Raw genomic sequence first — 23,013 nt, forward strand, 5'->3', positions numbered from 1 at the left:
CAGGAAGAGGCAATACGCTTGAGGTGTCGACCTCGAGGCGTCTCGCACTCCTGGTCCAGCTTAACCGTTCGAACCGGAGCCCGTGACGTGACCTCTCCCCTGCAGGATGCCGGCCCTCAGGACGCCATCGCGGCGCGATACGGACGCACCCCTGGCAACCGTGCCCGCGACCGCCGCCTGATCTGGCTGGCCGCCGCCGCGTTCGCCGTCGTCTTCATCGCGTGGGTCGTGTGGGCCGGTCTCGACGGCAGTCGGCCGAGCATCGAGTCGCGCAACACGGCGCACGAGATCGTCGACGACACGATGGTCAGCGTGTCCTTCGAGGTCACCGGTCCGCAGGACACCCCCATGGCCTGCTCGGTCCAGGCGCTCAACGAGCAGTTCGCGGTCGTCGGATGGAAGGTCGTCGAGCTGCCGCCGTCCGAGCAGCGCACCCGCACGTTCACGGAGAGCGTCCGCACCACGGAGCTCAGCAACACCGGCGTCGTCGACACCTGTTGGGTGGTCGAGCGCCGCTCCTGACCCGCGACGGCGTCGGCGCGTGCACCGCACTCGCGCGCCGATCGTGCGATACTCGAAGGCAGTACTTCATACGCCCCGGCATTCCGCCGGGGCGTCTGGCATATGACGGGCGTTTCGGCCGTCGTGTGCGGACCCACCATGCAAAGGAGTTCCATCGTGTCCGAGCAGATCCAGGAGACGTTCCTCACCCAGCAGGCCTTCGACCGGCTGCAGGCGGAACTCGAGCACCTCAGCACGACGGGCCGCGAGGAGATCGCCAAGCGCATCGAAGCGGCTCGCGAAGAGGGCGACCTCAAGGAGAACGGCGGCTACCACGCCGCGAAGGACGAGCAGGGCAAGCAGGAGGCCCGCATCCGGACGCTCACGCAGATGCTGCGCGACGCCAAGGTGAGCGAGGCACCGCAGTCCAGCGGCGTCGTGGAGTCCGGTACCGTCATCACGGCCGTCGTCGCCGGTGGCGAGGAGCGGTTCCTCCTCGGCAGCCGCGAGATCGCCGGCAACACCGACCTCGACGTCTACAGCGAGGGCAGCCCGCTCGGCGCCGCCATCCTCGGTCTGAAGATCGGCGAGAAGACCACCTACGAGGCGCCGAACGGCAAGGAGATCACCGTGTCGATCAGCGCAGTGGAGACCTACACCGGTTCCTGATCCGGCAGGTCGCGCCTTCGCGACCGACCAGACGCACGAAGGGCCCCGCCGACACGGCGGGGCCCTTCGGTGTTCCGTCAGTCGGATCAGTCGTCGACGATCTGCGGGTCGTACCCCGCCTCGCGGAGCGTCTGCACGACGAGGTCGCGGTGGTCTGGCCCGCGCGTCTCGATGCTGAGCTCGAGTTCGACGTCGCTGATCTGCAAGCCGTGGCCGTGTCGGGTGTGCAGCACCTCGATGACGTTCGCGTTGGCCTGCGCGACGAGCTCCGCCGTCCGTGCGAGCTGCCCCGGTCGGTCGGGCAGCGGGATGCGCAGCGTCAGGTAGCGGTCCGACGCCGCGAGGCCGTGACTGACGACCCGCTGGAGCAGGAGCGGGTCGATGTTGCCGCCGGAGAGGATGGTGACCGTCGTGCCGGTCGGTTCGATCTTCCCGGCCAGGATCGCCGCGACACCGGCGGCTCCGGCAGGTTCGACGACGAGCTTGGCTCGCTCGAGGAGGACGACGATCGCCCGGGCGAGGTCGTCTTCGCTGACGGTGACGACCTCGTCGACGAGGGCGCTGATCATCTCGAAGTTGAGCTCACCGGGACGGGCCACGGCGATGCCGTCGGCGATGGTCGGCTGCACGGTGATGGTCGTCGGGGTTCCGGCTTCCAGCGACGCCGGGTACGCGGCCGCGTTCGCCGCCTGGACGCCGATCACGCGGATGGTGCGTCCTTCGAGGGCCGCGCGCTGCTTCATGACACCTGCGACACCCGAGATGAGCCCGCCGCCGCCGATCGGCACGATGACCGTCTCGACGTCGGGGACCTCCTCGAGGATCTCGAGCCCGAGCGTGCCCTGCCCGGTGATGACGTCCGGGTGGTCGAACGGCGGGATGAGGATGGCACCGGTCTCCGCGGCGAACTCGGCGGCGGCGATCAGCGGTTCCGCCACCGTGTGGCCGCGCAGGATGACGTGCGCACCGTAGTCGCGCGTGGCGGCGAGCTTCGGGAGCGGGACGCCGACCGGCATGAAGATGGTCGCGGTGATGCCGAGCTCACGGGCGGCGAAGGCGACGCCCTGCGCGTGGTTGCCCGCTGAGGCGGCGACGACCCCGCGCGCGCGCTCCTCAGGGGTCAGGCTGGACATGCGGTTGTACGCGCCGCGGATCTTGTAGGAGCCGGTGCGCTGGAGGTTCTCGCACTTGAGGTGCACGGGCACGCCGAGGACGTCGGCGAGGTAGCGCGAACTCTCCATCGGCGTGCGCTGGACGGTGCCGACGAGGGTGTCCCTGGCTCGCTCGAACGCGGCGAGCGACGGGCCGGGGAACACGGGTGTGGTGGTCGTTGAATCGGTCATGGTGTGCGGGGTCCTGGACTTTCTGGGGACGAGGTCTCTCGGAGGTCTTCGCTGGGGTGCTGGGGCTCCTGATCGCCTGGGCGATCCTGCGGCTCGTGGGACGAGCGGGAGCCCGGACGGATTCGCCTGGGGCTCGGGACGGTCTGCCAGATGGCGCCGTCGGCGTCCGGCTCCGGCGGAGCACTGCCGCCGGTCCGCCAGGTGCCGCTGGCGATGGTGTGGACCATCACGTTGATCACGGCCACCACGGGCACCGCGAACAGGGCGCCGGGGATGCCGGCGACGAGCGTGCCGCCCGCGACGGCGAGGACGACGGCGAGCGGATGGACCTTGACGGCCGTACCCATGATGAGCGGCTGCAGGACGTGGCCCTCGAGCTGTTGGACGAGGAGCACGACGCCGAGCATGAGCAGCGCGATGACGGGACCGTTGTAGACGAGCGCGAGGAAGACGGCCACGGCGCCGGTCACCACGGCGCCGACGATCGGCACGAACGAGCCGAGGAAGACGAGCACGGCCACCGGGATCGCGAGCGGGACGCCGAGGAAGAACGCGCCGAGTCCGATACCGACCGCGTCGATCGAGGCCACGAGGATCTGCGTGCGGACGTAGTTGCCGAGCGTCCGCCAACCTGCGCGACCGGCGCTGTCGACCGCGGGGCGTGCCCGCTGCGGGAAGACGCGTACCGTCCAACGCCAGATCGTCCGACCGTCGATGAGCATGAACAGCAGACAGAAGAGCGTCAGGAAGACGCCCGTCGCGACATGGCCGAGCGTCGAACCGATCGACAGGGCGCCCGAGAGCAGGACCTGGCTGTCCTGCTGGAGCGAGTCGAACGCCTGGGCGATGAAGTCGTTGAGCTGTGTCTCGGTCACGTGCAACGGACTGGCGAGCAGGAAGGCCTTGAAGTCGCCGTAGGCGGTCATGGTGCGGGCCTGCACGGAGGCGAACTGCGAGGTGATCTGCGAGATCGCGAGGAAGATCAGCCCGCTCACCACGGAGAGCGTGCCGACCATCGCGAGCGCGATGGCGAGACCCTTCGGCCAGCGGTGACGCACCAGGACGTCGACGACGGGCTTCAGGAGCGCGGAGACGAGGACGGCGATGAGCAGCGGGATCACGATGAGCCGGAGCTGCACGACGAGGAAGACGAGCAGCGCGACGACCGCGGCCACCAGCAGGATCCGCCAGGACCATGCTGCGGCCACGCGCATGCCGCGCGGGACGCTGCTCGATCCGCTCAGGTCCGGTTCGCGCACGGGCGAGGCCGCTTCGGGAAGGAAGCGTCCCCACCAGGTCTTCGGAGTGTCGTCCGCCATTGCTCAAGTGTATGGCTGGCACATGCCGGTGAGCGCATGCGGACGCCGGTCGGGCGGCGGTGCTTCCGCCGGTGCACGGCGGGTGTCCGACGCCGGTGCTAGCGTCGGGCCGTGTCCGCTTCCCTCTCCCCCGCCCTCGCCCGACGGATCGCGCTCGGTGCGCAAGGGTTCGGCGCCCCGCAGCGCACGACCCCGGCGGGTACCCGCACCCTGCGCTCGACGATCGATCGCCTGGGTCTCCTGCAGATCGACTCCGTCAACGTGTTCGAGCGCAGTCACTACCTGCCGCTGTTCGCGAGGCTCGGCGGATACGACAAGACGCTGCTGGATCGGCTGACCCTCGGAGCCGACGCGCCCTACCTCGAGTACTGGGCGCATGAGGCGGCCTTCATCCCCCGCGACTCGTGGCCGTTGTTCCGGTGGCGGATGGACGCGCACCGCGCGAAGCATGTCGGCGACGAGACCACCTGGGCGAGCCAGAACACGGAGATGTTGGACTGGGTCCGAGCGCTCCTGCGCGTCGAGGGGCCGCTGAAGGCGAGCGAGATCGAACACGACGCGAACGTCCGACGCGGACCCTGGTGGGGATGGTCCGATGTGAAACGGGCGTTGGAGGTCCTGTTCCTCTACGGCGAGGTGGTCACGGCCGGTCGCGACCGGTTCGAGCGCCGGTACGCGCTGGCCGAGCACGTGCTGCCGCAGCACCTCCTCGACCTCGACATCGCCCGGCCCGACGCGATCCGTGCGCTCGTCGAGCAGGCAGCGGCAGCGCAGGGCGTCGCGACCCTCGCGGACCTCGCGGACTACTTCCGGATCAAGCCGCAGACCGCGGTCCGCCGAGCTGTCGACGAGCTCGTGGACGCCAATGTCCTCGAACCCGTGACCGTGGCCGGCTGGGACCGACGCGGTGGGCCGCAGGAAGCGTGGCTGCACCGCGACGCCCGACGGCCGCGGCGGATCGAGGGGGCCGCGCTGCTCAGCCCGTTCGACCCTGTCGTCTGGTTCCGCGAACGCGCCCTCCGCATGTTCGGACTCCACTATCGGATCGAGATCTACACGCCGGAGCCCAAGCGCGTCTACGGCTACTACGTGCTACCGGTTCTCATCGACGGCGAGATCGTCGCGCGCGTCGATCTGAAGAGCGACCGCCAGGCCGGGGTCCTGCGGGTCCAGTCCGCCTGGTTCGAGCGTGGACACCAGGATGCCGTCGCCAGAGGGCTTCGTCCCGTCGCCGACGACGCGATCGCAGGACGCCTCGCGGAGCTCCTCGAACAGACGGCCCGCTGGCAGGGACTCGACGCGGTGGTCGTCGTCGACCGCGGGACGCTGGCGGCGCCCCTCGCGCATGCGGTCGGCACCCGGCTCGTCCCCGGCTCGCGCGCGCCGGAGATGGGTACTACTCCCCATGCTCAGGAGGCGCAATCACTCTCAGGGGATGCACACCGACTGCTAAGTTGATGAGCACCTTCATGGTCCGAAACGAGGGGAACCCGCCCATGAGCAACGACGACACCACACCACAGCAACCAGGCCGACCGAACCCGGGCGAGCAGCACAACCAGCCGTCCCAGGGCGACCAGCAGCCCTCGTACCAGCAGGGTCAGCAGCAGCCCAACCCATACCAGTCCGGACAGCAGCAGACGCCGAACCCGTACCAGCAGGGCCAGCAGCAGACGGCGAACCCGTACCAGCAGGGTCAGCAGGGTCAGCAGGGTCAGCAGGGTCAGCAGAACCCGTACCAGTCCGGGCAGCAGCAGACGCCGAACCAGGCGCCCCCGGCTCCCTACGGTCAGCAGACCGGTCAGCAGCCCGGCGCCCAGAACCCGTACCAGCAGGGCCAGCAGGGCCAGCAGCCCAACGGCCAGTACGCGACGGCACAGAACCCGTATGCGACCGGCGCTCCGAAGCAGCCGATGGACCCGAAGCAGAAGAAGCGGATCATCCTGTGGTCGTCGATCGCCGGTGGCGCACTCGTGCTCATCGCCGCCGCCGCCATCACCATCAGCGTGCTGAACACCACGGCGTTCGGCCCGCAGGCGAAGGTCGAGGAATACCTCAAGGCCATCGCCGCCGGCGACGCGAAGCTCGCGACGAGCCTCGTCGCGCCGGACCCCTCGATCGTCGGCAGCACCGACGACGAGTCCGCAGAGCCCGAGGCGACCCCGGACCCGTCCGCGTCGGCCGATCCGGATGCGGACGCCGAAGCCGAGGCTCCGGCCGCCGTCAAGCCGACCGCTCTGCTCACCAACGAGGTCTTGAAGGGCGCCGACGAGCGCATCAAGAACCCTGAGGTCGGCCGCGTCTACAACCGTAACGGCGAGGCACGCGTGCAGGTCACGTACGAACTCGGTGGCAAGAAGTACGAGGACTCGGTCACGCTCGAGAGCGAAGGCAAGCAGTTCCTGTTCTTCGACCAGTGGAAGCTCGCCAGCTCCCTCGTCGGCAGCATCAACGTCTACACCGGTCTCGGTGGCACGGCGTTCAGCGTCAACGGCGTCAACTTCGACGGCGCGTCCGACGAGAGCCTGTTCGCCTACCCGGCCATCTACACGGTCGCACCGCCGGAGAGCAAGTTCCTGCAGGGCGATGCCCAGACCATCACGCTGAGCTCATACAGCGCCGGCGAGGGTTCGGCCTTCATCGACATCGACGTGACCGCCACCGAGGCACTCACGACCGAGGTCACGAAGCAGGTCGTCGCGATGATCGAGAAATGCCTCGACGCCACCACGCTCGACACCACCTGTGGCGTCATGCCTGACTGGCAGCAGAAGCAGTTCACGAGTGTCGGCCCGGTGACCTGGACGCTCACCTCTCCCCCGACCGTCGAGGTCGATGAGAGCGGTTCGTACTTCTACACCTCGGACGGCCGGATCGACGGCTCGTTCGACGCCTCCTGGTACGGCAGCGCCGTGGCGGGTCAGCAGGTGTGGGACACGTACCTGAACTTCCCCGGCAAGATCACGATCGACGCCGACGACAAGGTCACGGTGACGTTCGACTCCGACGAGCAGACCGAGTAACGGTTCTCGCCTGAACGCCGAATGGGGCGGCACCTCCGGGTGCCGCCCCATTCGTGTGTCCGAGGCCGGAGGCCCTCGCCTAGAAGCCGCCGCCGATGGTGCTCAGGCGCTTGATCCGTTCGACGAGCGGCGGGTGGGTGCTGAACAAGCGGGCCACCGCGCCGGGCTTCAACGGGTCGGAGATCCAGAGGTGCGCCATGGACGAGTTCTGCTTCGCCATCGGTCGACCGTAGGCGGCGAGCTTCCCCAGTGCGCTCGCGAGCGCTTCCGGGTGACGGGTCGTGAGGGCGCCCGTCGCGTCGGCGAGGTACTCGCGCTGACGTGAGATGGACAGCTGGACGAGCGTCGCGAGCAGCGGTGCCACGAGCATCGCCACGATGCCGATGATGAGCATGACGGGGTTGCCGCCGTTGTTGTTGTTCCGGTTGCCGCCACCCCAGATCGTCATCCGGAGGAGCATGTCGGAGAGGAACCCGATCGCGACGACGAGCCCGAAGACGACCATGGACACGCGGATGTCGTAGTTGCGGACGTGACCGAGTTCGTGGGCCATGACCCCCTCCAGCTCGGCGTCGTTGAGGATCTCGAGGAGCCCGGTCGTCGCGGCCACCATCGCGTGCTGGGGGTCGCGACCCGTCGCGAAGGCGTTGGGCGCCGGGTCGGCGATGAGGTACACCTCGGGCATCGGCGTCCCGGTGGTGATCGCGAGGTTCTCGACGATGCGGTACAGCCTCGGGTTGTCGGCCAGCTCGATGCGCTGCGCACCGGTCATCGCGATGGCCTGCCGCCCGGCGAAGAAGTACTGGATCACCGCGTACACGACGGCCACGACGAGCACCACGATCGTGATCGTCAGGTTCTGGTAGAGATACCCCGCGAGCCAACCGAGGCCGCCGATGATGACCAGGAAGACGACGAAGATCAGGACCGTGTTGAGCTTGTTCCTGGCGATGGCGCGGTACATGGGACTGCGCTACCGCACGTCAGAACTGGACGCGCGGCGGTTCGGCGATCGCCGCGTTGTCGGTGACCTCGAAGAAGTCGTGCTCCGAGAACCCGAGGCCCTTGGCGAACAGGTTGTTCGGGAACACCTTGACCTTGGTGTTCAGCTCCCGGACACCGCCGTTGTAGAACCGGCGCGAGGCCTGGATCTTGTCCTCGGTGTCGACGATCTCGGACTGGAGCTGGAGGAAGTTCTGGCTCGCCTGGAGCTGCGGGTAGGCCTCCGCGACGGCGAAGATGCTCTTCAGCGCCTGCTGCATGTGGGTCTCGGCCTCACTCACGGCCGCCGGCCCCTGCGCGGTGAGCGTCTCGGCACGAGCCTTCGTCACGTTCTCGAACACGGCCTTCTCGTGCGCCGCATACCCCTTGACCGCCTCGATGAGGTTCGGGATGAGGTCGGCGCGTCGCTTCAGCTGGACGGTGATGTCGCTCCATGCTTCCTCGACCCGCACGTTCAGCGTCACGAGCGAGTTGTAGGTCACCCAGAAGTAGATGCCGACGATGACGACCAGGGCGACGACGATGAGGACTGGGATCAGCCATTCCATGAGGATGGGCTCCTTGTGAGTCGATGGAGAGCGGGTCTGCTCATTCTACCTGCGACCCGCCGGTGCCCTTGGGGAGTTCGGAGGAAGCACGCAGCAGGCGTGCAGCGCGGACGCACCGGACACCCGGCGGGCCGTCACTCGCCGAGGACGCGGGCGAGGTACCGGTTGCCGAACAGGCGGCCGGGGTCGAGGCGGTCGCGGAGGCGGACGAACTCGTCGAAGCGAGGATAGGCGCCACGCAGGGACGATGCGTCACGGCCGTGCAGTTTGCCCCAGTGGGGCCGGCCGCCCAACTCGATCATGATCGCCTCGACGGCGCGGAAGTACTCCCCCGGGTCCTCGCGGAAGAAGCGGTGCACGGCGACGTAGCCGGTCGCTCGTCCTGATGCCGTGGAGAGCCACAGCTCGTCGGCCGCTGCGACCCGGACCTCGATGGGGAAGGAGATCCGCCACCCCCGCTCCTCGATGAGCGCGCGGATCCGGGCGAACGCGGTCGGGAGGTGCTCGAGCGGCACCGCGTACTCCATCTCCACGAACCGCACCGTGCGGCTGGTGGTGAACACCCGCGTCGACCGATCGGTGAACTCACGGTCGCCGACGAGGCGGTCCGCGAGCCGGTTCACGCGCGGGACGATGGCCGGCGCGACGACGCCCGTGTTGCAGAGGACCCGGTAGACCCCGTTGGCGAGGAGTGTGTCGTCGACCCACTTCGCGACCGGGCGGAGTGGCCTGGTGGGCGCGTCACCCGGCAGCCGGTGGTTCGTCTTGGTGAGGGCGGTCGCGGTGTGCGGGAACCAGTAGAACTCGAAGTGGTCGACGGCGGCGGCCCGGTCGAGCAGCGCGGGCAGCAGCTCGTCGAGCGGCTCCGGCCGCTCCACCGCGTGCAGGACGAACGCCGGGACGCACTGCAGCGTGACCTCGACGAGGATCCCGAGCGCGCCGAGCCCGAGCGCCAGCGCCGGCAGGAGCTCTGGCTCCTGCTCGGCGTCCGACGTCAGCAGCTCGCCGTCCGCCGTCACCATCGTCACCCCGACGACCTGCGTCGCGATGCCGCCGAACCCTATCCCGGTCCCGTGTGTGCCGGTGGAGATCGCGCCGGCGACGGACTGCCGGTCGATGTCGCCGAGGTTCGGCATGGCGAGACCGAACGGTTCGAGGAGGCGCGGGATGTCGTGGAGGCGCGTGCCGGCGCGGAGGGTCACGCGGCTGCGTTCCGGATCGACCCGGACCAGACCGCTCAGGGCGTCGAGCTCGAGCAGCACACCGGGCGCCACGGCGATCCCGGTGAAGCTGTGTCCGGCTCCGACCGCCTTGATCGGAAGGCCCGCCCCCGCTGCAGCACGCACGAGGCGCTGCACCGCGCCGACCGAGTCGGGCCGCTCGACCCGCACGGGCCATGCCCGCTCGGTCCGCGCCCAGTTCGTCCACGATGTCGTCTTCCCCATCAGACGAACCCCTGCCCTTCGCCGCGGTACGTCGGTAGGACGGCTTCCACCCCGTCGTCCCCGACCACGTGGAAGGCGTCCACCCGTTCGCTGAGCTCCCCGGACTTCGTGTGCCGCAGCCAGACGCGGTCACCGAGCCGGAGCGACGCAGCCTCAGCCCCGGAGACCGGCGTCTGCACCTCGCCGGCCATCTCCCGCGGGAGCATCTCGAGGCCCTCCGGCCACGCGATGAGCGGGAGGCGGTCGAGCCCTGGCGGACCGGAGGCGACCCATCCGCCGCCGAGGATCGTCGCGAGCTCCGGCGACGGCTTCCGGACGACCGACAGACCGAACGCCGCGGCCGGTGCCGGGGTGAACGCCCGGTAGTGGTCGAAGAGGTGTCCGCCGAAGACGCCACTCCCGGCGGCGATCTCGGTCACCGAGTAGTCGGACGCGGTGAGCTCCAGGGATCCCGTCCCGCCGCCGTTGACGAACTCCAGCTCCGCGACCGCTCGGACCTCCGCGACCACGGCGGCACGACGTTCCCGGAGTTCGGCCCACGAGCGCCGCTGGATCGCGCGGAGCGCAGCCGACCACGCCGGTCGACCCGCGAGGTCGTCCCCCTGCCCGGCGATCTGCGCCTCGTAGGCCATGATCCCGACCAGCCTGAAACCGGGTCGGGCGACGACCGCCTCCGCGAGAGCCCGGACCTCGTCCGGCGTGCGCAGGGGCGAGCGGCGGACACCGACGTGGCCGAGGGCGGGCGCGCGGAACGAGGCGTCGAGCTCGATGCACACGCGGATGCGTGCACGTCGCTCCGGAGGTGTCACCGCGTCGACGAGGTCGAGGTGGTCGAGGGAGTCGATCATCAGGGTGATCCGCGAGGCCGCCCGTTCGTCGGCTGCCAGCCGCGCGATGGCACCCCGCTCCGCCGTCGGGTAGCCGACCACGACGTCGTCCACCGTCTCGGACAACCAGAGCGCCTCGGACAGGGAGTAGGCCAGCACGCCGGCGTAGCCGGGTTGTCTGAGGAGCGCGTCGATCACCGCTCGGACACGGATGGATTTGCTGGCGACGCGGATCGGTTTCCCCGCGGCCCGTCGGAGCATGTCGTGCGTGTTGTGGCGGAGGGCTCCGAGCTGCAGGACGGCGACAGGCGAGTCGACGTCCGACACGGCCCGCTCGATTCCGCCCCAGTACCGTCTCGGGTCGAGCCAGGGCATCGGGTCGGACACCCGGCCGCCTGCGGTCAGTTCGATGCTCATCAGCGCACTCCTCGTACTCGGGTGACGGCGACCGCCCCTGCGACGGCGCAGGCCGCGGAGACGAGGTAGAGGCCGGCGAATCCGCCGAGCCAGGCGACGAGGCAGGCGCCGATGAGCGGAGCGACCGCCTGCGGCACCGCCTGGGCGATGTTCATGATGCCGAGGTCCTTGCCGTGCGACGCCGGGTCCGGCAGGACCTGCGTCGCGAGCGCCTGGTCGACCGACATGAAACAGCCGTAGCCGAGCCCGATGAGCGCCGCCGACACGAACCCCATCGGCAGCGAGGGCCAGATCGCGAGCAGGAGTGCGGCGAGCGCCTGTGAGGCGGAGGCCGCGACGACGAAGACCCGTCGTCGGCCGATGCGGTCGGACAGTCGGCCGAGCAGGATCGAGGACCCGACCACGAACACCGTGTAGACGACCGTGACCAGCAGGAGGTCGGTCTCGGCGTCGGCGTCCCCGAGCCCGAAGAGCAGGAAGTAGAACAGCAGCGAGGTGCTGAAGGCGTTGCCGAGGTTCACGAGGACGCGGCTGAGCATGGTCCAGGCGAAGTCGGGGTGCCGTCGCGGTGAGATCCAGAGGCTCTCCAGGAGCGCGTGCACGGTGAGCGGCACGGGTCTATCGCCCGTCGGGAGTGGATCGGACAGCCGGAGGAAGGGCACGACGAGCACGATCAGGAGGACGGCGAGCGCCAGGTACCCCACGACCATCTGGGTGCCGAGCAGGAGCAGGAGGGCAATGCCGAGGATGACCCCGACAGCCTGCGGAGCGGAGATCCACCCCGAGACGAAGCCGCGCTGCCCCACGGGCACCTGATCGGAGATGGTCGCGGTGAGCGCCGCTCCGAGGATGCAGAAGCCGATGATGGCGAGGCACCAGCAGACGCCGATGCCGACGATGCCGGTCTGGAGTCCGAGGAGGACGAGCCCCAGGGCGAAGACGAGCGCACCAGCTGCGATCCACGGTCGGCGTCTCCCGAACCGCGACCGTGTGCGGTCGGACAGGGCGCCCGTCAGCGGATACACGACGATGGAGCAGAGTCCGGCCGCCCCGGCGACGACACCGAATGCGACGACGCTGTCCACCCAGTGTTCGGGAGCGAGCGTCGCGTCGATCTGCGCGGGCAGGAGGAGCTGCAACGGGGCGAGCTGGGCCATCCAGACGCCCAGCCAGGCGACCGCGAAGGCGGCGACCCAGCGCCCGGTGACCCGTCGGTCGGCCGGGTGGTCGACGGCCGCGGTGCCGAGGCCGCTCATCTCGGCCCCGGTTCGGCGAGGGTTGCGACGAGGTGCGCCACCGTCCCGACGAGTCGCCTGGCTTCGGCATCGTCGCGTCGCACCAGCCAGCCGAGTGTCAGCCCGTCGGTGAAGGCGATGACGGTCCGCGCGATCTCGTCGACGGGCTGCGTCCAGGTGCTGCCGCTGACCCTGGCGGCGAGCGCGAGCGCCTCACGCGCGAGCTCCTCGTACCGGCGGTACTGCTCGAGCGCGAGGTGCTCGAGGCCGGGCGTCCGCATCGCGTAGGCGCTGAGCTCCTGCATCGCCGCCTCCCGAGCCGGATCGGCGCGGAGGAGGTCGACGTAGCGTTGGAGGCCGGCACGGACGACGGCCTCGAGGGTGGGCGAATGCTCCTGAGTGGCCTCCTCGTCCGTCAGCAGCTCGCCGACGTCGAGGACGACGCGTTCATGCTCGACGACGTGTGCCACCAGTTCGGCGAGGAGCTCGTCGCGGGAGGCGAAGGCGTAGTGGAAGCTGGCCAGCGACATCCCGGCCTCGGCCACGATGGCCCTGGTCGTGGCGGCGGCGACGCCCTCGGCTGCGACGACGCGGAGGGCGGCGCTGATCAGCTCGGCTCGTCGGTCGACAACGGAGATCCTCGGCATCGCAACCCTTCCCGGGGCGCCCACGGGTCGTGCCGCTCCATCGCGGTCGACTCGACTGGGACGGATGACCCAGTCGCGCAAGTATGGCGGACCGCCGGCCCGAGCGCACCTGTCGCGACGGTTTTCCCGTGCGGATCGGCCGAGAATGTGACCCGATCTGGCGCGGGAGGTTGACTTCCCGCGGTGATCTTGGGGGAATGGAGACGGTGACCGGGGAACACGCGCGCGCAGGAACAGGAGTCCGATCGAATCGCTCGATCGGACGCGTCGCGATCCTCCTCGCCGTCTTCCTCTCGGCCGGACTCTGGACGACGACCGTCGCGGGCCCTGCATCGGCGACGCCCGAACCGCTCCCCACCCCGAGCGAGAGCGCTGCGACGCCGACACCACCGCCGCTCGACGGGCCGACCATCACGAGCCCCGATTCCGGTTCTTTCATCGGCAGCGGCAGCACCACCGTCACCGGGACGAAGGACGCCGGCACGGGGGTCCAGCTGCAGGTCGGCGACGGTCTCGAGCCGGTCTGCATCCTGCCGCAGGACGACAGCACCGAGTGGTCCTGCTCGATCGACCTTCCCGACGGCGGCGGACTGCTCATCACCGCCGTCGAGGTCGGCGGCCCGGAGACGCTCTCCGCGCAGATCTCCGTGTCCGCGCTCGGCCCGCCCACCATCACCGAGGGGACGCCGAGCAACGGCGGCGTCCGCGGCACCGCCCACCCCGGAGCGACGGTGACGGTCCGCGCCGACTCCGGTGCCACCTGCAGTTTCGCGGCGGACAGCTCCGGAAGCTGGTTCTGCGTGCTGGGCGAGCCGCTGCCGGCCGGCGACGTCTCCGTGACGGCGACGCAGCAGGCTTCGTTCAGCGGCAATCAGCGCTCCGACGCGTCCGCCCCGGTCGTGCTCACCATCGACCGCGACGCTCCGGCCCCGCCTGTCATGTCCTCACCGACGGCCGGACAGGCGATGCCGACCTCGGCGGCAAGCTACGCCGGCACCGGCGAGGAGGGCGCGACCGTCACCGTCTTCGCCGACTCGACGTCGGTCTGCACGGCGGTCGTCACCGGTGGCGGGTGGAGTTGCTCGGGCGGGGGCGTACCGGCGGGCGCGCACGTCGTCCTCGCGATCCAACAGGATGCCGCGGGCAACACGAGCGGGGCGAGTCCGGCGATCACCCTGACGTTCGGCGACGCATCGGCCGCGCCCGCCACGCCGGCACCGTCCGCCTCCCCATCGCCGTCCGACGGCACCGAGCCCGCGCCCGCGCCGGGGACACCCGCTCCGGGGACGCAGCAGCCGACCCCGTCGCCGAGCGGCGAACCGGCACCAGGCGCCGCTCCACCCACCGGTGGTGGAGGACTCTGGTCGGGGACGACGCCGTTCACGCAAACCCTCGCCTCCACGATCGACGGCCGCGGCCAGCCGGTCTGGTGGCTCGCCGCACTCCTCGCCCTCGCGGCGGTGGCGCTCATCGCGATCCCGGCCCGACTCCTCGCTACCTCCATCGCCCCCTGGCGCGCCACGATCGCCGACCGTCGTCGTGCAGCGGTGACCGGGCGCAACCGACCGAGGGACGAGTTCGAGCGGGTCCCGTCGGTCCCGCTCCCGAATCGCACGGCGATGGCCGTCGTCACCGCCGTGCTCGCGGCAGGCATCCTCATGTTCGCGCACCCAGTGACCGGTCAGCCGGCGTACCTCCGGCTGTGGTTCGCCTCACTCATCGCCGTGGTCGCGATCAACGTCGTGGGCCTCCTCGCGCAGCTCGTCGTCGCCCGCCGAGCCAGGCTGGGCTCGATGCGCGTGAGCGTCCGTGTCGGCGGACTGGTGGCGGTCGGTGTCGTCACCGCGCTGTCACGCCTCCTGGCCGTGCAGCCGGCTCTGCTCTTCGCGCTATTGACCGAACTCCGACCCACACGGAGACCCGAAACGCATGAAGCCGGCTCGACATCCTCGACGGAGACCGATTCCGATGACATCACGCCACGCATCGCGGGTCGCCTCGCGCTGGCCCGGATCGCTGCGGCCGCCGGGCTCGGTTCGGTCGCCTGGCTCGTGTCGGCGCTGGCCGGTGAGCCGAGCGGCGGCGTGGGCGCGATGCTCGTCGAGGCCGTGAACCTGACCGCGATCGCGGGGATCGGATCCGCGTCGATCGCACTCCTCCCCCTCGGTCCGCTCGGTGGACGCGCCATCCTCGCCTGGTCGAGGCCGGTGTGGCTCGGCAGCGCGTTCGTGGGATTCACACTGCTGTTCGGACTCCTGGGCCCGACGGCGACGGTTCCGGGTGCGGGTGACACGCTCGTCGGACTCCTGCTGGGGTCGCTCGCGTTCGCCGCGGTCGGAGCTGGGACGTGGGCCTGGAACCGTCACCTCCGGCCGCTCATCGACGCGCGCTAGGCCGGACTCCTCCGGCGACGGCGGTCGCGAACGGCCCTGGCCTACAATCGCGGTGAAGGCCACACACCGGGTCGAGAACGCGGTGCCGAGGTGCGGGAGGGTTCGGGATGTTCGGTTCGAAGAGGAAGCTCGACGATCTCATGGCGCAGCTCAGGCCTGACCTGAGTCGGGAAGCACTGGGCGTCGGGGCCGCGTTCCCCGGCGTCGCCCCGAATCCGGTCCTCAGCGGAGATGCTCGCAAGCGGAACGCCGAACTGCGGACGGGGACGCTGGCGCTCGGTGTCCTCGTCGATTGGCGGGAGGTCAACAACAATCCGCGCCTGGTCCTGATGCTCGACGTGGAGACCGCCGACGGCCGCTCGTTCCGCGGGATCGCCGACGAGAACTTCACGATCACGGAGCTCACCCGGCTCGCCCCCGGACAGACGTTGCCCGTGCGCTACCGCCCGGACGTCATGGACCACTACGTCGCCCTCGCGCGCGACGCGGACCCCGCCCTGGTGCAGCAGCTCGCGGACGAGATCGCGAGACGCAAGCGGCGCTGATCCGATCGCCCGCACCGCACGGCACGGCACGGCTCGCGACCATCGCGATCCGCTCGTCGGGGACGACTCAGCCGGCGTCGGCGGGACGCTCGACCGGCAGGCCGCCGGCGGCCCACTCGGAGATGCCCCCGGTGACGTTCACGGCGTCATAGCCCTGCTGTTCGAGGTATCCCGTGACGCGGGCACTGCGACCGCCGGAGTGACACATCACGTACACGGTCTCTTCGCGGGGCACCTCGTCGAGGTGGTCGAGGAAGGACGACATCGGCAGGTGCCGGGCACCGGGCACGCTGGCGACGGCGACCTCGTCGGCTTCGCGGACGTCGATGATGACGGCCTGCTCGAGCTTGCTCAGTTCGGTTGGGGTGATCTCCTGCATCGTTTCAGCCTACCGTCGAGGACGTACGGCCGGGCCGGAAGATGCGGCGGGCAAGCGTGAGGGCGAGGTAACCCGAATACCTCGCCCTCACTTGAGGCGTCTAGCAACCGGTCGACCAAGAAGCTTGCGGCTTCCGGGACCGGCTCACGGGTGACGCCCCCACCTCGAAGGTAGCGGACGGGAGGCACCTTGCGTGACGCAACACCGCCGTGTCGCGTTCGCGTCGTGCGTTTTGTGCACCCCGTTCAGGGGTCAACGCCCGAGGCATCGTTGTCTCAGTGCGCGCTGTCGGGATCGCGAGGGATGTGGAGCTCACCCGGGTCGACGTCGACGTCGCCGGTGTCGTCCGGACCACCGGTCCCGGGGGCGACGTTGATCATGCCGGAGGCGATGTCGGGATCACGGACGACGGGCTGCCCGTCGTCCTGCTTGGCCGCCGTCTCCGCCTCGCTGGAGGGGCTGTACGTGCGGTCTTTGCTCGTCTGCTCGTCGTCGTTCAGGGCGTGGTCGTGGTCGCTCGGAGTACTCATGCTGAGCACGCTAGTCGCGCCCCCAAGCCCGGCAGGGACCCTTGCAGGATCGGGGCGAACGTGCAGAGGGGTACGACCGCCGTGCGGGCGTCAGCTCAGTGCAGGCGGCGGAGCGATACCGATGCGATGACGGGTCGTGCGGCCTCGACGTATGACGCCAGGGTCTCGCGCAGTGCCGCCGCGTTGTCGTCGGTCAGGTCGATCTCGTAGTTCTCGCCGTCGATGCCGAACCGGACCGTCTCCCCCAGCCCGCGAGGGATGTCGGAACCGTCGAGGTCGTCGACGAGCGTCGTGATCGTGCGGGTAGCCATGCGTCCATCCTTCCATGCGGGTGCCGGTACGGCGTCGTACCCCCGGTGGGGTTCGAACCCACACTGCGGCGATTTTAAGTCGCCTGCCTCTGCCAATTGGGCTACGGGGGCGTGCACCTCATCGTATCGAGGCGTCGAACGCCGAGAGGCGCATGCCCCGGCGGACCGGATGACATGCGCCTCTCGAGGAACGGAGCTGGGCTCCGGACCGGACTACTTGTTCGCGCTGACTTCCTCAGCGGGCGTCGCGTAGGCCTGCTCGTCGTCGGCACCGGTCGGGGCGCCAGCAGCAGCAGGAGCCGCGGCAGCAGGTGCCTCGGCGGCGGGCGCTGCGGCCTCGGCCGGGGCGGCCTTCGGCTTGCGCTTCACGGGAGCCTTGCGAGCGGGCTTCTCAGCCGCTGCGGGAGCCGCCGGAGCTGCTGCGGGGGCCGCAGCGTCTGCCGGGGGCTTCGGGCGCGACGCGAAGGTCTCGAAGGCCTCACGCGGGTTCTGCACGGCCGACAGGGAGACGATGTCGCGTCCCAGCCAGAAGTTGTTCCACCAGCCACCGAACACGCGGAACTTGCGCTCGAAGCTCGGCATGGCCAGCCCGTGGTACCCACGGTGCGCGAACCAGGCCGGGAGGCCCTTGATCGCGAGGTTGCCGGACTGGAAGACACCGACGCCGATGCCGAGACCGGCGACCGCACCCATGTTCTTGTGGAAGTAGTTCTTCGGCTCCTCGCCACGGAGGACCGCGGTGATGTTCTTCGCGAGCAGCTTGCCCTGACGGACGGCGTGCTGAGCGTTCGGCACGCAGAAGCCACCGACGCCACCACCGCTGAGGTCGGGAACGGCGGAGACGTCGCCGGCCGCCCAAGCACCCTCGACGATGTCGTCGTCGGTACCGACGCGGAGGTCGGCGCGGGTCTTGATGCGACCGCGCTCCTCGACGGGGAGGTCGCCACCGCGGACGACGCCCGGGTTCGCCATGACACCGGCGGTCCAGACGATGAGGTCGGACTCGAACGACTCACCGGTCGAGAGCTCGATCTTGCCGTCGACAGCCGACTGCAGCTGGGTGTCGAGGTGCACGAGTGCGCCGCGCTCGGCCAGGTTCTTGAGGACCCAGTGGCTCGTCTCGATCTTGACCTCGGGCATGATGCGACCCATGGCCTCGATGAGGTGGAAGTGCGTGTCCTCGAAGGAGAGCTGCGGGTAGAACTTCAGCAGCGAGCTCGCGAACGAACGCAGCTCGGCGAAGACCTCGATACCGGCGAAGCCGCCACCGACGACCGTGAAGGTCAGGAGGCGGTCGCGCTCGGGACCGGCCGGCAGGTTCGCGGCCTTGTCGAAGTTGGAGAGCACGCGGTCGCGGATCGCGACGGCCTCTTCGATGGTCTTGAGACCGATCGCGGTGTCGGCGACACCGGGGATCGGGAAGGTGCGGGAGACGGCTCCGGCGGTGACGACGATGATGTCGTAGTCGACCTCCCAGGGCTCACCGATCTCAGGCGTGATGGTCGCCTTCTTCTCGGCGTGGTTGATGCCCGTGACCTTGGCGGTGATCACGTTGGTGTGCTTCAGGTGGCGACGCGGCGAGACGACCGCGTGACGCGGCTCGATGGAACCGGCGGCGACCTCCGGCAGGAAGGGCTGGTAGGTCATGTAGGGCAGCGGGTCGACCATGGTGACTTCGGCCTCACCACGACGAAGCTGCTTCTCGAGCTTCCATGCGGTGTAGAACCCGGCGTAACCACCACCGACGATCAGAATTTTGGGCACGGCGAACGATCTCCTACGTCAAGACGATTGGTTCAGATGAGTGTCTGAGAATATCGGAACAGAGTACTACTTCTGCAGCACCCGCTTGAAATGCCTGGTAGCGCCTATGACACCGAGCGTGACCAGGCTACCAGTTCCGAGGAGGAGCGCCAGTGGCAGCGACCCGTAGAGCAGGGTGCTCGGCGTCGGGAGGAACGGGTTGGCGCGCACCTCGACGGCCTCGTTCTCCGGGATCGCCGGGGGTACCGGCTCCGGTGTCGGCGACGGCTGCTCGGCACCCGGATCGGGATCGGGGACCTGCGGTGCCCGTCGGTAGAGCGTGATCCAGTCGGACAGCTGCTGCTCCGGCGAGGTCGCCGCCGGACCGACGGAACCGCTGACCGCCTTCGCGGCGTCGATGAGTCCTGCACCGTAGATGGGGCTCTGCGCGGAGTCTCCCACCTGCTTCGCCGTTGCCGTCACGCGCTTGATGGCGTCCGCGGCGCTGAGCTCCGGCCAGGCGGAGCGGACGAGGGCCACGAGTCCGGAGACGATCGGCGCCGCCCCGCTCGTCCCCTGCCACTGCACGTAGGACCCGGCGGGCGTCACCCCGACGAGTTGCTCGCTCGGCGCAGCGACGGCGATCGTGATGCCCTGGCTCGAGGCGTCGAAGCTCGCCGACCCCGCGCGGTCCACACCGGCGACGGTCAGCACACCCGGGATCGTCGCCGGAGCACCGACCTCGACCGTCCCGCTCCCCCGGTTACCCGCTGCAGCCACCACGACGACGTCGTGCGAGAAGGCGTAGAGGAAGGCGTCGTCCCAGCTCGTCGGCCAGTCGAGGCTGTTGCGCGTCAGCGACATGTTGATGACGTCGGCGCCGTTGTCCACCGCCCACCGGACGGCGGTCGCGATCTGATCGTCCCAGGGGACGACGGCCGACCCGTCGGAGCCGAACCCGACCGAGACGGAGAGCAGGCGCGCCTCTGGCGCCACACCGATGACCCCGGCACCGCCCGTGCGACCACGTCCGGCGATCATCGAGGCGACCAGCGTCCCGTGCTCGCTCCCCTCGGAGCCAACCGGTGTCCGGCCGTCGGGACTCCCGAGCCCGGAGACGTCGACGCCACCCGCGACCGCACCGGTCAACTCCGCCGGCCCGCTCGCGATGCCGGTGTCGATCACGGCGACGGTGACACCGGCGCCTTTCGTCGTCTCCCACGCCGTCGTGAAGCCGTAGTCGCCGAGCCAGTACTGCATGTCGCGCACCGTGTCCGCCGACGCCGGGAGCGCCTGCGTCCCCACGAGCAGGAGCGTCAGGAGCGCCGTAGACAGCGCCGACAGCGCACCTCGGAGACCGCGCGGACGACGACGGTCTCCGCGTCGCGGTCCGTCACTCCCCCACAGGCGACCCCCGTCGCGTGCGGGGCCTATCCCTGCCCCGCCTGGCCGTCCGCGCATGCGCACACCTCGGGGCTCCAGCTCGCGCGGTCGAGCGCGAGGTCGCCGATGGGGTTGACGCCCGGACCAGCCGCAAGGGCGTGGCCGACGAGCGCGTGGAGGCATTTGACCCGCACCGGCATGCCGCCGGCGGAAATCCCGTCGATCTCGGCGACCTCGGCGATGGAGGTGCGGTCGGCGAGGTAGGCCGTGTGTGCGGTGGCGTAGTCGGCACGGACCGCTTCGTCCTCGGCCAGGAGCTCGTTGTACTCGTTCATCACCTGGGTCGCCTCGAGCGAGGAGACCGCGGCCGTGGCGGCCGGGTGGGTCAGGTAGTAGAACGTGGGGAACGGCGTGCCGTCGGCCAGGCGAGGAGCGGTGGAGACGACGGTCGGGGCGCCGCAGACACAGCGCGCCGCGATGCCGACGACGTTTCGGGCCGGGCGTCCCAGTTGCGCCGACACGATCTCGACGTCGCGCGCGGAGACGGGGCCGAAGGGAGGGGTGCTCATGGTTCCATTATCGCCGGGTTCGCCACTGCGTCCGGACGTCAGCCGCCGGCGGGAGGCGTCGTCTGCGTGGGAGCAGGGGTCTCGGTCGCGGCCGGGGCCGGCGAGTAGCCGGTGGCGACGAGCGAGGACAGCAGGCCGTCGAGCCAGTCGGATTGCGAGTCGACGAGCGTGTCGCTCACGGGTGTCTCGGTGGTGGGCAACGAGGCCGGATCGACGTCGTTGATGATGATGTAGCTGACCTCACCGGGCAGGGCGTAGAACAGGCGGTCGCGCGCCTGCGTCATGACGTAGCTCTGGTCGTTCCAGCGCTCGCGTTCGGCCTGCTGTGCGTCCACCTGCTTCTGGGTGTCGGCGACACCGGCCTCCAGCGCGGCGATCTGCTGCCGCTGCTCGAGGAAGGTCTTGAGGTTCGGCGCGAGGACGACGACCCCGAGCACGAGGATCCCGAGGAGCAGGACGCTGAACCCGGACAGTCGCAGACTCCGCAACCAGCCGCCGGCGTCCGACTGGCGTGCCGGGGTGGTCCGTGTCGAGCCGGTCCGCGATCGCGGTGCCGCGGAACCGGCCGACGCGGATCGCGGTGCCTTCGTCGTCGACCGCGGGGCTGTGGCTGCGGAGCGTGCGGGCTTCGCGGTGGCCCCCGCCGCCGGGCGCTTGGACGACGAGGCGGCGCGCTTGGCGGAGGCATCCGCGGAGCTCGACCGGGGCTTCGACGCCGGTCGCTGCTTCGACGAGCCGGAGGACGAGGAGGACGCTGCTCCGCTGCCGGACGACGTGGACTTCGACTCGCCGCCGGCCGGCATCGATGGCTTCTTCACAGGCGCCTCCCGCACACGACGAAGGCTCTCAGGGGTGCCGATCGGCACCCCTGAGAGCCTTCAGGTGACGATGCTTAGGCGGTGAACCGGGGGAAGGCGCTGCGGCCGGCGTAGACGGCTGCCTGGCCCAGCTCCTCTTCGATCCTCAGCAACTGATTGTACTTCGCGACCCGCTCGCTGCGCGCAGGCGCACCGGTCTTGATCTGGCCCGCGTTCGTGGCGACTGCGAGGTCGGCGATCGTGGTGTCCTCGGTCTCGCCGGAGCGGTGCGACAGGATCGTCGTGTAGCCGGAGCGCTGCGCGAGGGAGACCGCGTCGAGCGTCTCGGTGAGCGTCCCGATCTGGTTGACCTTGACGAGCAGCGAGTTCGCCGCACCCTTGGCGATGCCGTCGGCGAGACGCTTCGGGTTCGTGACGAACAGGTCGTCGCCGACGATCTGGACCTTGGAGCCGAGCTCGGGGGTGAGGTGGGCGTAGCCTGCCCAGTCGTCCTCGGCCAGCGGGTCCTCGATGGTGATGAGCGGGTAGTTCGCGACGAGGTCGGCGTAGTACGCGGTCATCTCGGTGCTGTTGAGTGCCTTGCCCTCGAACTGGTACGCGCCCTCCTTGTAGAACTCGCTGGAGGCGACGTCGAGGCCGAGCGCGATGTCGGTGCCGACCGTGAAGCCGGCCTGCTCGATGGCCTCGACGATGAAGTCGAGGGCCGCACGGTTGTGCTCGAAGTCGGGGGCGAAGCCACCCTCGTCGCCGAGGCCGGTCGCGAAGCCCTTCGACTTCAGCAGGCCCTTGAGCGTGTGGTACGTCTCGGTGCCCCAGCGGAGCGCCTCACGGAAGCTCGGAGCGCCGATCGGGAGGATCATGAACTCCTGGATGTCGACGCCGGTGTCGGCGTGCGAGCCACCGTTGATGATGTTCATCATCGGGACCGGGAGGACGTGGGCGTTGGCGCCGCCGACGTAGCGGTAGAGCGACAGGTCTGCGGAGTCCGCAGCGGCACGGGCGACCGCGAGGCTCGCACCGAGGATCGCGTTCGCGCCCAGGCGGCTCTTGTTCTCGGTGCCGTCGAGCTCGATCATGGTGTGGTCGACGAGGCGCTGGTCGTCCGCCTCGATGCCCTCGAGTGCCGGGCCGATCTCGTCGAGGACGGCGTCGACCGCCTTCTCGACGCCCTTGCCGAGGTAACGCGCGGCATCGCCGTCACGCAGCTCGTACGCTTCGAACGCACCGGTCGATGCGCCGGACGGGACTGCTGCACGGCTGACCGTGCCGTCTTCCAGGAGCACCTCGACCTCGACGGTCGGGTTGCCTCGGGAGTCGAGAATTTCGCGAGCGCCTACTGCCTCGATGAGTGCCACTGATGTTCTCC

General features: G+C 69.8%; 22 protein-coding genes and 1 tRNA gene. 6 read left to right on the forward strand and 17 right to left on the reverse strand.

Annotated features, from left to right (window positions below; genetic code table 11):
- Positions 1-87 precede the first annotated feature (87 nt).
- Both ACQG07_RS02535 and greA read left to right on the forward strand, forming a co-directional pair.
- Positions 88-522, forward strand: a complete 435-nt coding sequence (locus ACQG07_RS02535) for a DUF4307 domain-containing protein (protein WP_159878183.1) — start codon at positions 88-90, stop codon at positions 520-522.
- A 156-nt stretch (positions 523-678) separates the two neighbouring features.
- Positions 679-1,170, forward strand: coding sequence for a transcription elongation factor GreA (greA, locus tag ACQG07_RS02540; protein WP_229938696.1), 492 nt, complete (start codon positions 679-681; stop codon positions 1,168-1,170).
- Between the two features lie 86 nt (positions 1,171-1,256).
- Here the strand turns inward: greA and ilvA are convergent, their stop codons facing one another.
- Complete coding sequence (ilvA, locus tag ACQG07_RS02545) at positions 1,257-2,513, reverse strand: threonine ammonia-lyase (RefSeq protein ID WP_079705493.1); 1,257 nt, start codon at positions 2,511-2,513, stop codon at positions 1,257-1,259.
- Positions 2,510-3,832 (reverse strand): AI-2E family transporter, encoded by a 1,323-nt coding sequence (locus ACQG07_RS02550; RefSeq protein WP_426737049.1) that lies wholly within the window; start codon positions 3,830-3,832, stop codon positions 2,510-2,512. Before ACQG07_RS02550 ends, ilvA begins: the two co-directional genes overlap by 4 nt.
- Before the next feature lie 111 nt (positions 3,833-3,943).
- Here ACQG07_RS02550 and ACQG07_RS02555 point away from each other — a divergent pair, with 111 nt between their 5' ends.
- The gene (locus ACQG07_RS02555) at positions 3,944-5,290 is read left to right on the forward strand and encodes a winged helix-turn-helix domain-containing protein (RefSeq protein ID WP_426737050.1); all 1,347 of its coding nucleotides are present in this window, start codon (positions 3,944-3,946) and stop codon (positions 5,288-5,290) included.
- A 38-nt stretch (positions 5,291-5,328) separates the two neighbouring features.
- Positions 5,329-6,855 (forward strand): hypothetical protein, encoded by a 1,527-nt coding sequence (locus ACQG07_RS02560; RefSeq protein ID WP_426737051.1) that lies wholly within the window; start codon positions 5,329-5,331, stop codon positions 6,853-6,855.
- Between the two features lie 79 nt (positions 6,856-6,934).
- Here the strand turns inward: ACQG07_RS02560 and ACQG07_RS02565 are convergent, their stop codons facing one another.
- The 6 genes from ACQG07_RS02565 to ACQG07_RS02590 all read right to left on the reverse strand — a co-directional run bounded on the left by ACQG07_RS02565 (position 6,935) and on the right by ACQG07_RS02590 (position 12,976).
- A complete protein-coding gene (locus ACQG07_RS02565; RefSeq protein WP_079002033.1) occupies positions 6,935-7,819 on the reverse strand; it encodes a M48 family metalloprotease in 885 nt (294 codons plus the stop codon).
- A 19-nt stretch (positions 7,820-7,838) separates the two neighbouring features.
- Positions 7,839-8,405, reverse strand: coding sequence for a LemA family protein (locus tag ACQG07_RS02570; RefSeq protein WP_064296457.1), 567 nt, complete (start codon positions 8,403-8,405; stop codon positions 7,839-7,841).
- Between the two features lie 134 nt (positions 8,406-8,539).
- A complete protein-coding gene (locus tag ACQG07_RS02575) occupies positions 8,540-9,850 on the reverse strand; it encodes a D-arabinono-1,4-lactone oxidase (protein WP_426737052.1) in 1,311 nt (436 codons plus the stop codon).
- Positions 9,850-11,094, reverse strand: coding sequence for an alanine racemase (locus ACQG07_RS02580; protein ID WP_426737053.1), 1,245 nt, complete (start codon positions 11,092-11,094; stop codon positions 9,850-9,852). The genes ACQG07_RS02575 and ACQG07_RS02580 overlap by 1 nt, the downstream gene beginning before the upstream one ends.
- A complete protein-coding gene (locus ACQG07_RS02585) occupies positions 11,094-12,350 on the reverse strand; it encodes an MFS transporter (RefSeq protein WP_159878174.1) in 1,257 nt (418 codons plus the stop codon). Before ACQG07_RS02585 ends, ACQG07_RS02580 begins: the two co-directional genes overlap by 1 nt.
- Positions 12,347-12,976, reverse strand: a complete 630-nt coding sequence (locus ACQG07_RS02590) for a TetR/AcrR family transcriptional regulator (protein WP_159878172.1) — start codon at positions 12,974-12,976, stop codon at positions 12,347-12,349. Before ACQG07_RS02590 ends, ACQG07_RS02585 begins: the two co-directional genes overlap by 4 nt.
- Positions 12,977-13,182: 206 nt before the next feature.
- Between ACQG07_RS02590 and ACQG07_RS02595 the strand changes: the two genes are divergently transcribed.
- Positions 13,183-15,369 (forward strand): hypothetical protein, encoded by a 2,187-nt coding sequence (locus tag ACQG07_RS02595; RefSeq protein ID WP_426737055.1) that lies wholly within the window; start codon positions 13,183-13,185, stop codon positions 15,367-15,369.
- 107 nt (positions 15,370-15,476) lie between these two features.
- Entirely contained in the window at positions 15,477-15,914 is a 438-nt protein-coding gene (locus tag ACQG07_RS02600) for a hypothetical protein (protein ID WP_426737056.1), read from the forward strand.
- 67 nt (positions 15,915-15,981) lie between these two features.
- Here the strand turns inward: ACQG07_RS02600 and ACQG07_RS02605 are convergent, their stop codons facing one another.
- From ACQG07_RS02605 to eno, 9 genes are all read right to left on the reverse strand, one after another.
- The gene (locus ACQG07_RS02605) at positions 15,982-16,293 is read right to left on the reverse strand and encodes a rhodanese-like domain-containing protein (protein WP_426737057.1); all 312 of its coding nucleotides are present in this window, start codon (positions 16,291-16,293) and stop codon (positions 15,982-15,984) included.
- Positions 16,294-16,568: 275 nt separating this feature from the next.
- Positions 16,569-16,823, reverse strand: coding sequence for a hypothetical protein (locus tag ACQG07_RS02610; protein ID WP_138946673.1), 255 nt, complete (start codon positions 16,821-16,823; stop codon positions 16,569-16,571).
- 95 nt (positions 16,824-16,918) lie between these two features.
- A complete protein-coding gene (locus ACQG07_RS02615; protein WP_426737058.1) occupies positions 16,919-17,134 on the reverse strand; it encodes a histone-like nucleoid-structuring protein Lsr2 in 216 nt (71 codons plus the stop codon).
- 37 nt (positions 17,135-17,171) lie between these two features.
- A tRNA-Leu gene (locus ACQG07_RS02620) sits at positions 17,172-17,245 on the reverse strand.
- Positions 17,246-17,347: 102 nt separating this feature from the next.
- Positions 17,348-18,898, reverse strand: a complete 1,551-nt coding sequence (locus tag ACQG07_RS02625; RefSeq protein WP_192018229.1) for an NAD(P)/FAD-dependent oxidoreductase — start codon at positions 18,896-18,898, stop codon at positions 17,348-17,350.
- A gap of 66 nt (positions 18,899-18,964) precedes the next feature.
- Complete coding sequence (locus ACQG07_RS02630; protein ID WP_426737059.1) at positions 18,965-20,182, reverse strand: S8 family serine peptidase; 1,218 nt, start codon at positions 20,180-20,182, stop codon at positions 18,965-18,967.
- A 125-nt stretch (positions 20,183-20,307) separates the two neighbouring features.
- The gene (locus tag ACQG07_RS02635; RefSeq protein WP_426737060.1) at positions 20,308-20,829 is read right to left on the reverse strand and encodes a DUF501 domain-containing protein; all 522 of its coding nucleotides are present in this window, start codon (positions 20,827-20,829) and stop codon (positions 20,308-20,310) included.
- Positions 20,830-20,867: 38 nt separating this feature from the next.
- Positions 20,868-21,647 carry a septum formation initiator family protein gene (locus ACQG07_RS02640; protein ID WP_426737062.1) on the reverse strand — a complete coding sequence of 260 codons (780 nt, stop codon included), beginning with the start codon at positions 21,645-21,647 and terminating at the stop codon, positions 20,868-20,870.
- Between the two features lie 74 nt (positions 21,648-21,721).
- Positions 21,722-23,002 (reverse strand): phosphopyruvate hydratase, encoded by a 1,281-nt coding sequence (gene eno / locus ACQG07_RS02645; RefSeq protein WP_056007454.1) that lies wholly within the window; start codon positions 23,000-23,002, stop codon positions 21,722-21,724.
- Positions 23,003-23,013 lie beyond the last annotated feature (11 nt).

The sequence above is a fragment of the Plantibacter sp. 2H11-2 genome (assembly GCF_050031945.1).
GTDB classification, from domain to species: Bacteria; Actinomycetota; Actinomycetes; order Actinomycetales; family Microbacteriaceae; genus Plantibacter; species Plantibacter auratus.

Coding starts and splice junctions, on each gene's coding strand:
- ACQG07_RS02580 (WP_426737053.1), bottom strand. CDS start 11,094: ATGAGCATCGAACTGACCGCAGGCGGCCGGGTGTCCGACCCGATGCCC.
- ACQG07_RS02570 (WP_064296457.1), bottom strand. CDS start 8,405: ATGGAATGGCTGATCCCAGTCCTCATCGTCGTCGCCCTGGTCGTCATC.
- ACQG07_RS02585 (WP_159878174.1), bottom strand. CDS start 12,350: ATGAGCGGCCTCGGCACCGCGGCCGTCGACCACCCGGCCGACCGACGG.
- ACQG07_RS02610 (WP_138946673.1), bottom strand. CDS start 16,823: ATGAGTACTCCGAGCGACCACGACCACGCCCTGAACGACGACGAGCAG.
- ACQG07_RS02590 (WP_159878172.1), bottom strand. CDS start 12,976: ATGCCGAGGATCTCCGTTGTCGACCGACGAGCCGAGCTGATCAGCGCC.
- ACQG07_RS02550 (WP_426737049.1), bottom strand. CDS start 3,832: ATGGCGGACGACACTCCGAAGACCTGGTGGGGACGCTTCCTTCCCGAA.
- ACQG07_RS02635 (WP_426737060.1), bottom strand. CDS start 20,829: ATGAGCACCCCTCCCTTCGGCCCCGTCTCCGCGCGCGACGTCGAGATC.
- ACQG07_RS02605 (WP_426737057.1), bottom strand. CDS start 16,293: ATGCAGGAGATCACCCCAACCGAACTGAGCAAGCTCGAGCAGGCCGTC.
- ACQG07_RS02600 (WP_426737056.1), top strand. CDS start 15,477: ATGTTCGGTTCGAAGAGGAAGCTCGACGATCTCATGGCGCAGCTCAGG.
- ACQG07_RS02560 (WP_426737051.1), top strand. CDS start 5,329: ATGAGCAACGACGACACCACACCACAGCAACCAGGCCGACCGAACCCG.
- ACQG07_RS02565 (WP_079002033.1), bottom strand. CDS start 7,819: ATGTACCGCGCCATCGCCAGGAACAAGCTCAACACGGTCCTGATCTTC.
- ilvA (WP_079705493.1), bottom strand. CDS start 2,513: ATGACCGATTCAACGACCACCACACCCGTGTTCCCCGGCCCGTCGCTC.
- ACQG07_RS02575 (WP_426737052.1), bottom strand. CDS start 9,850: ATGGGGAAGACGACATCGTGGACGAACTGGGCGCGGACCGAGCGGGCA.
- ACQG07_RS02615 (WP_426737058.1), bottom strand. CDS start 17,134: ATGGCTACCCGCACGATCACGACGCTCGTCGACGACCTCGACGGTTCC.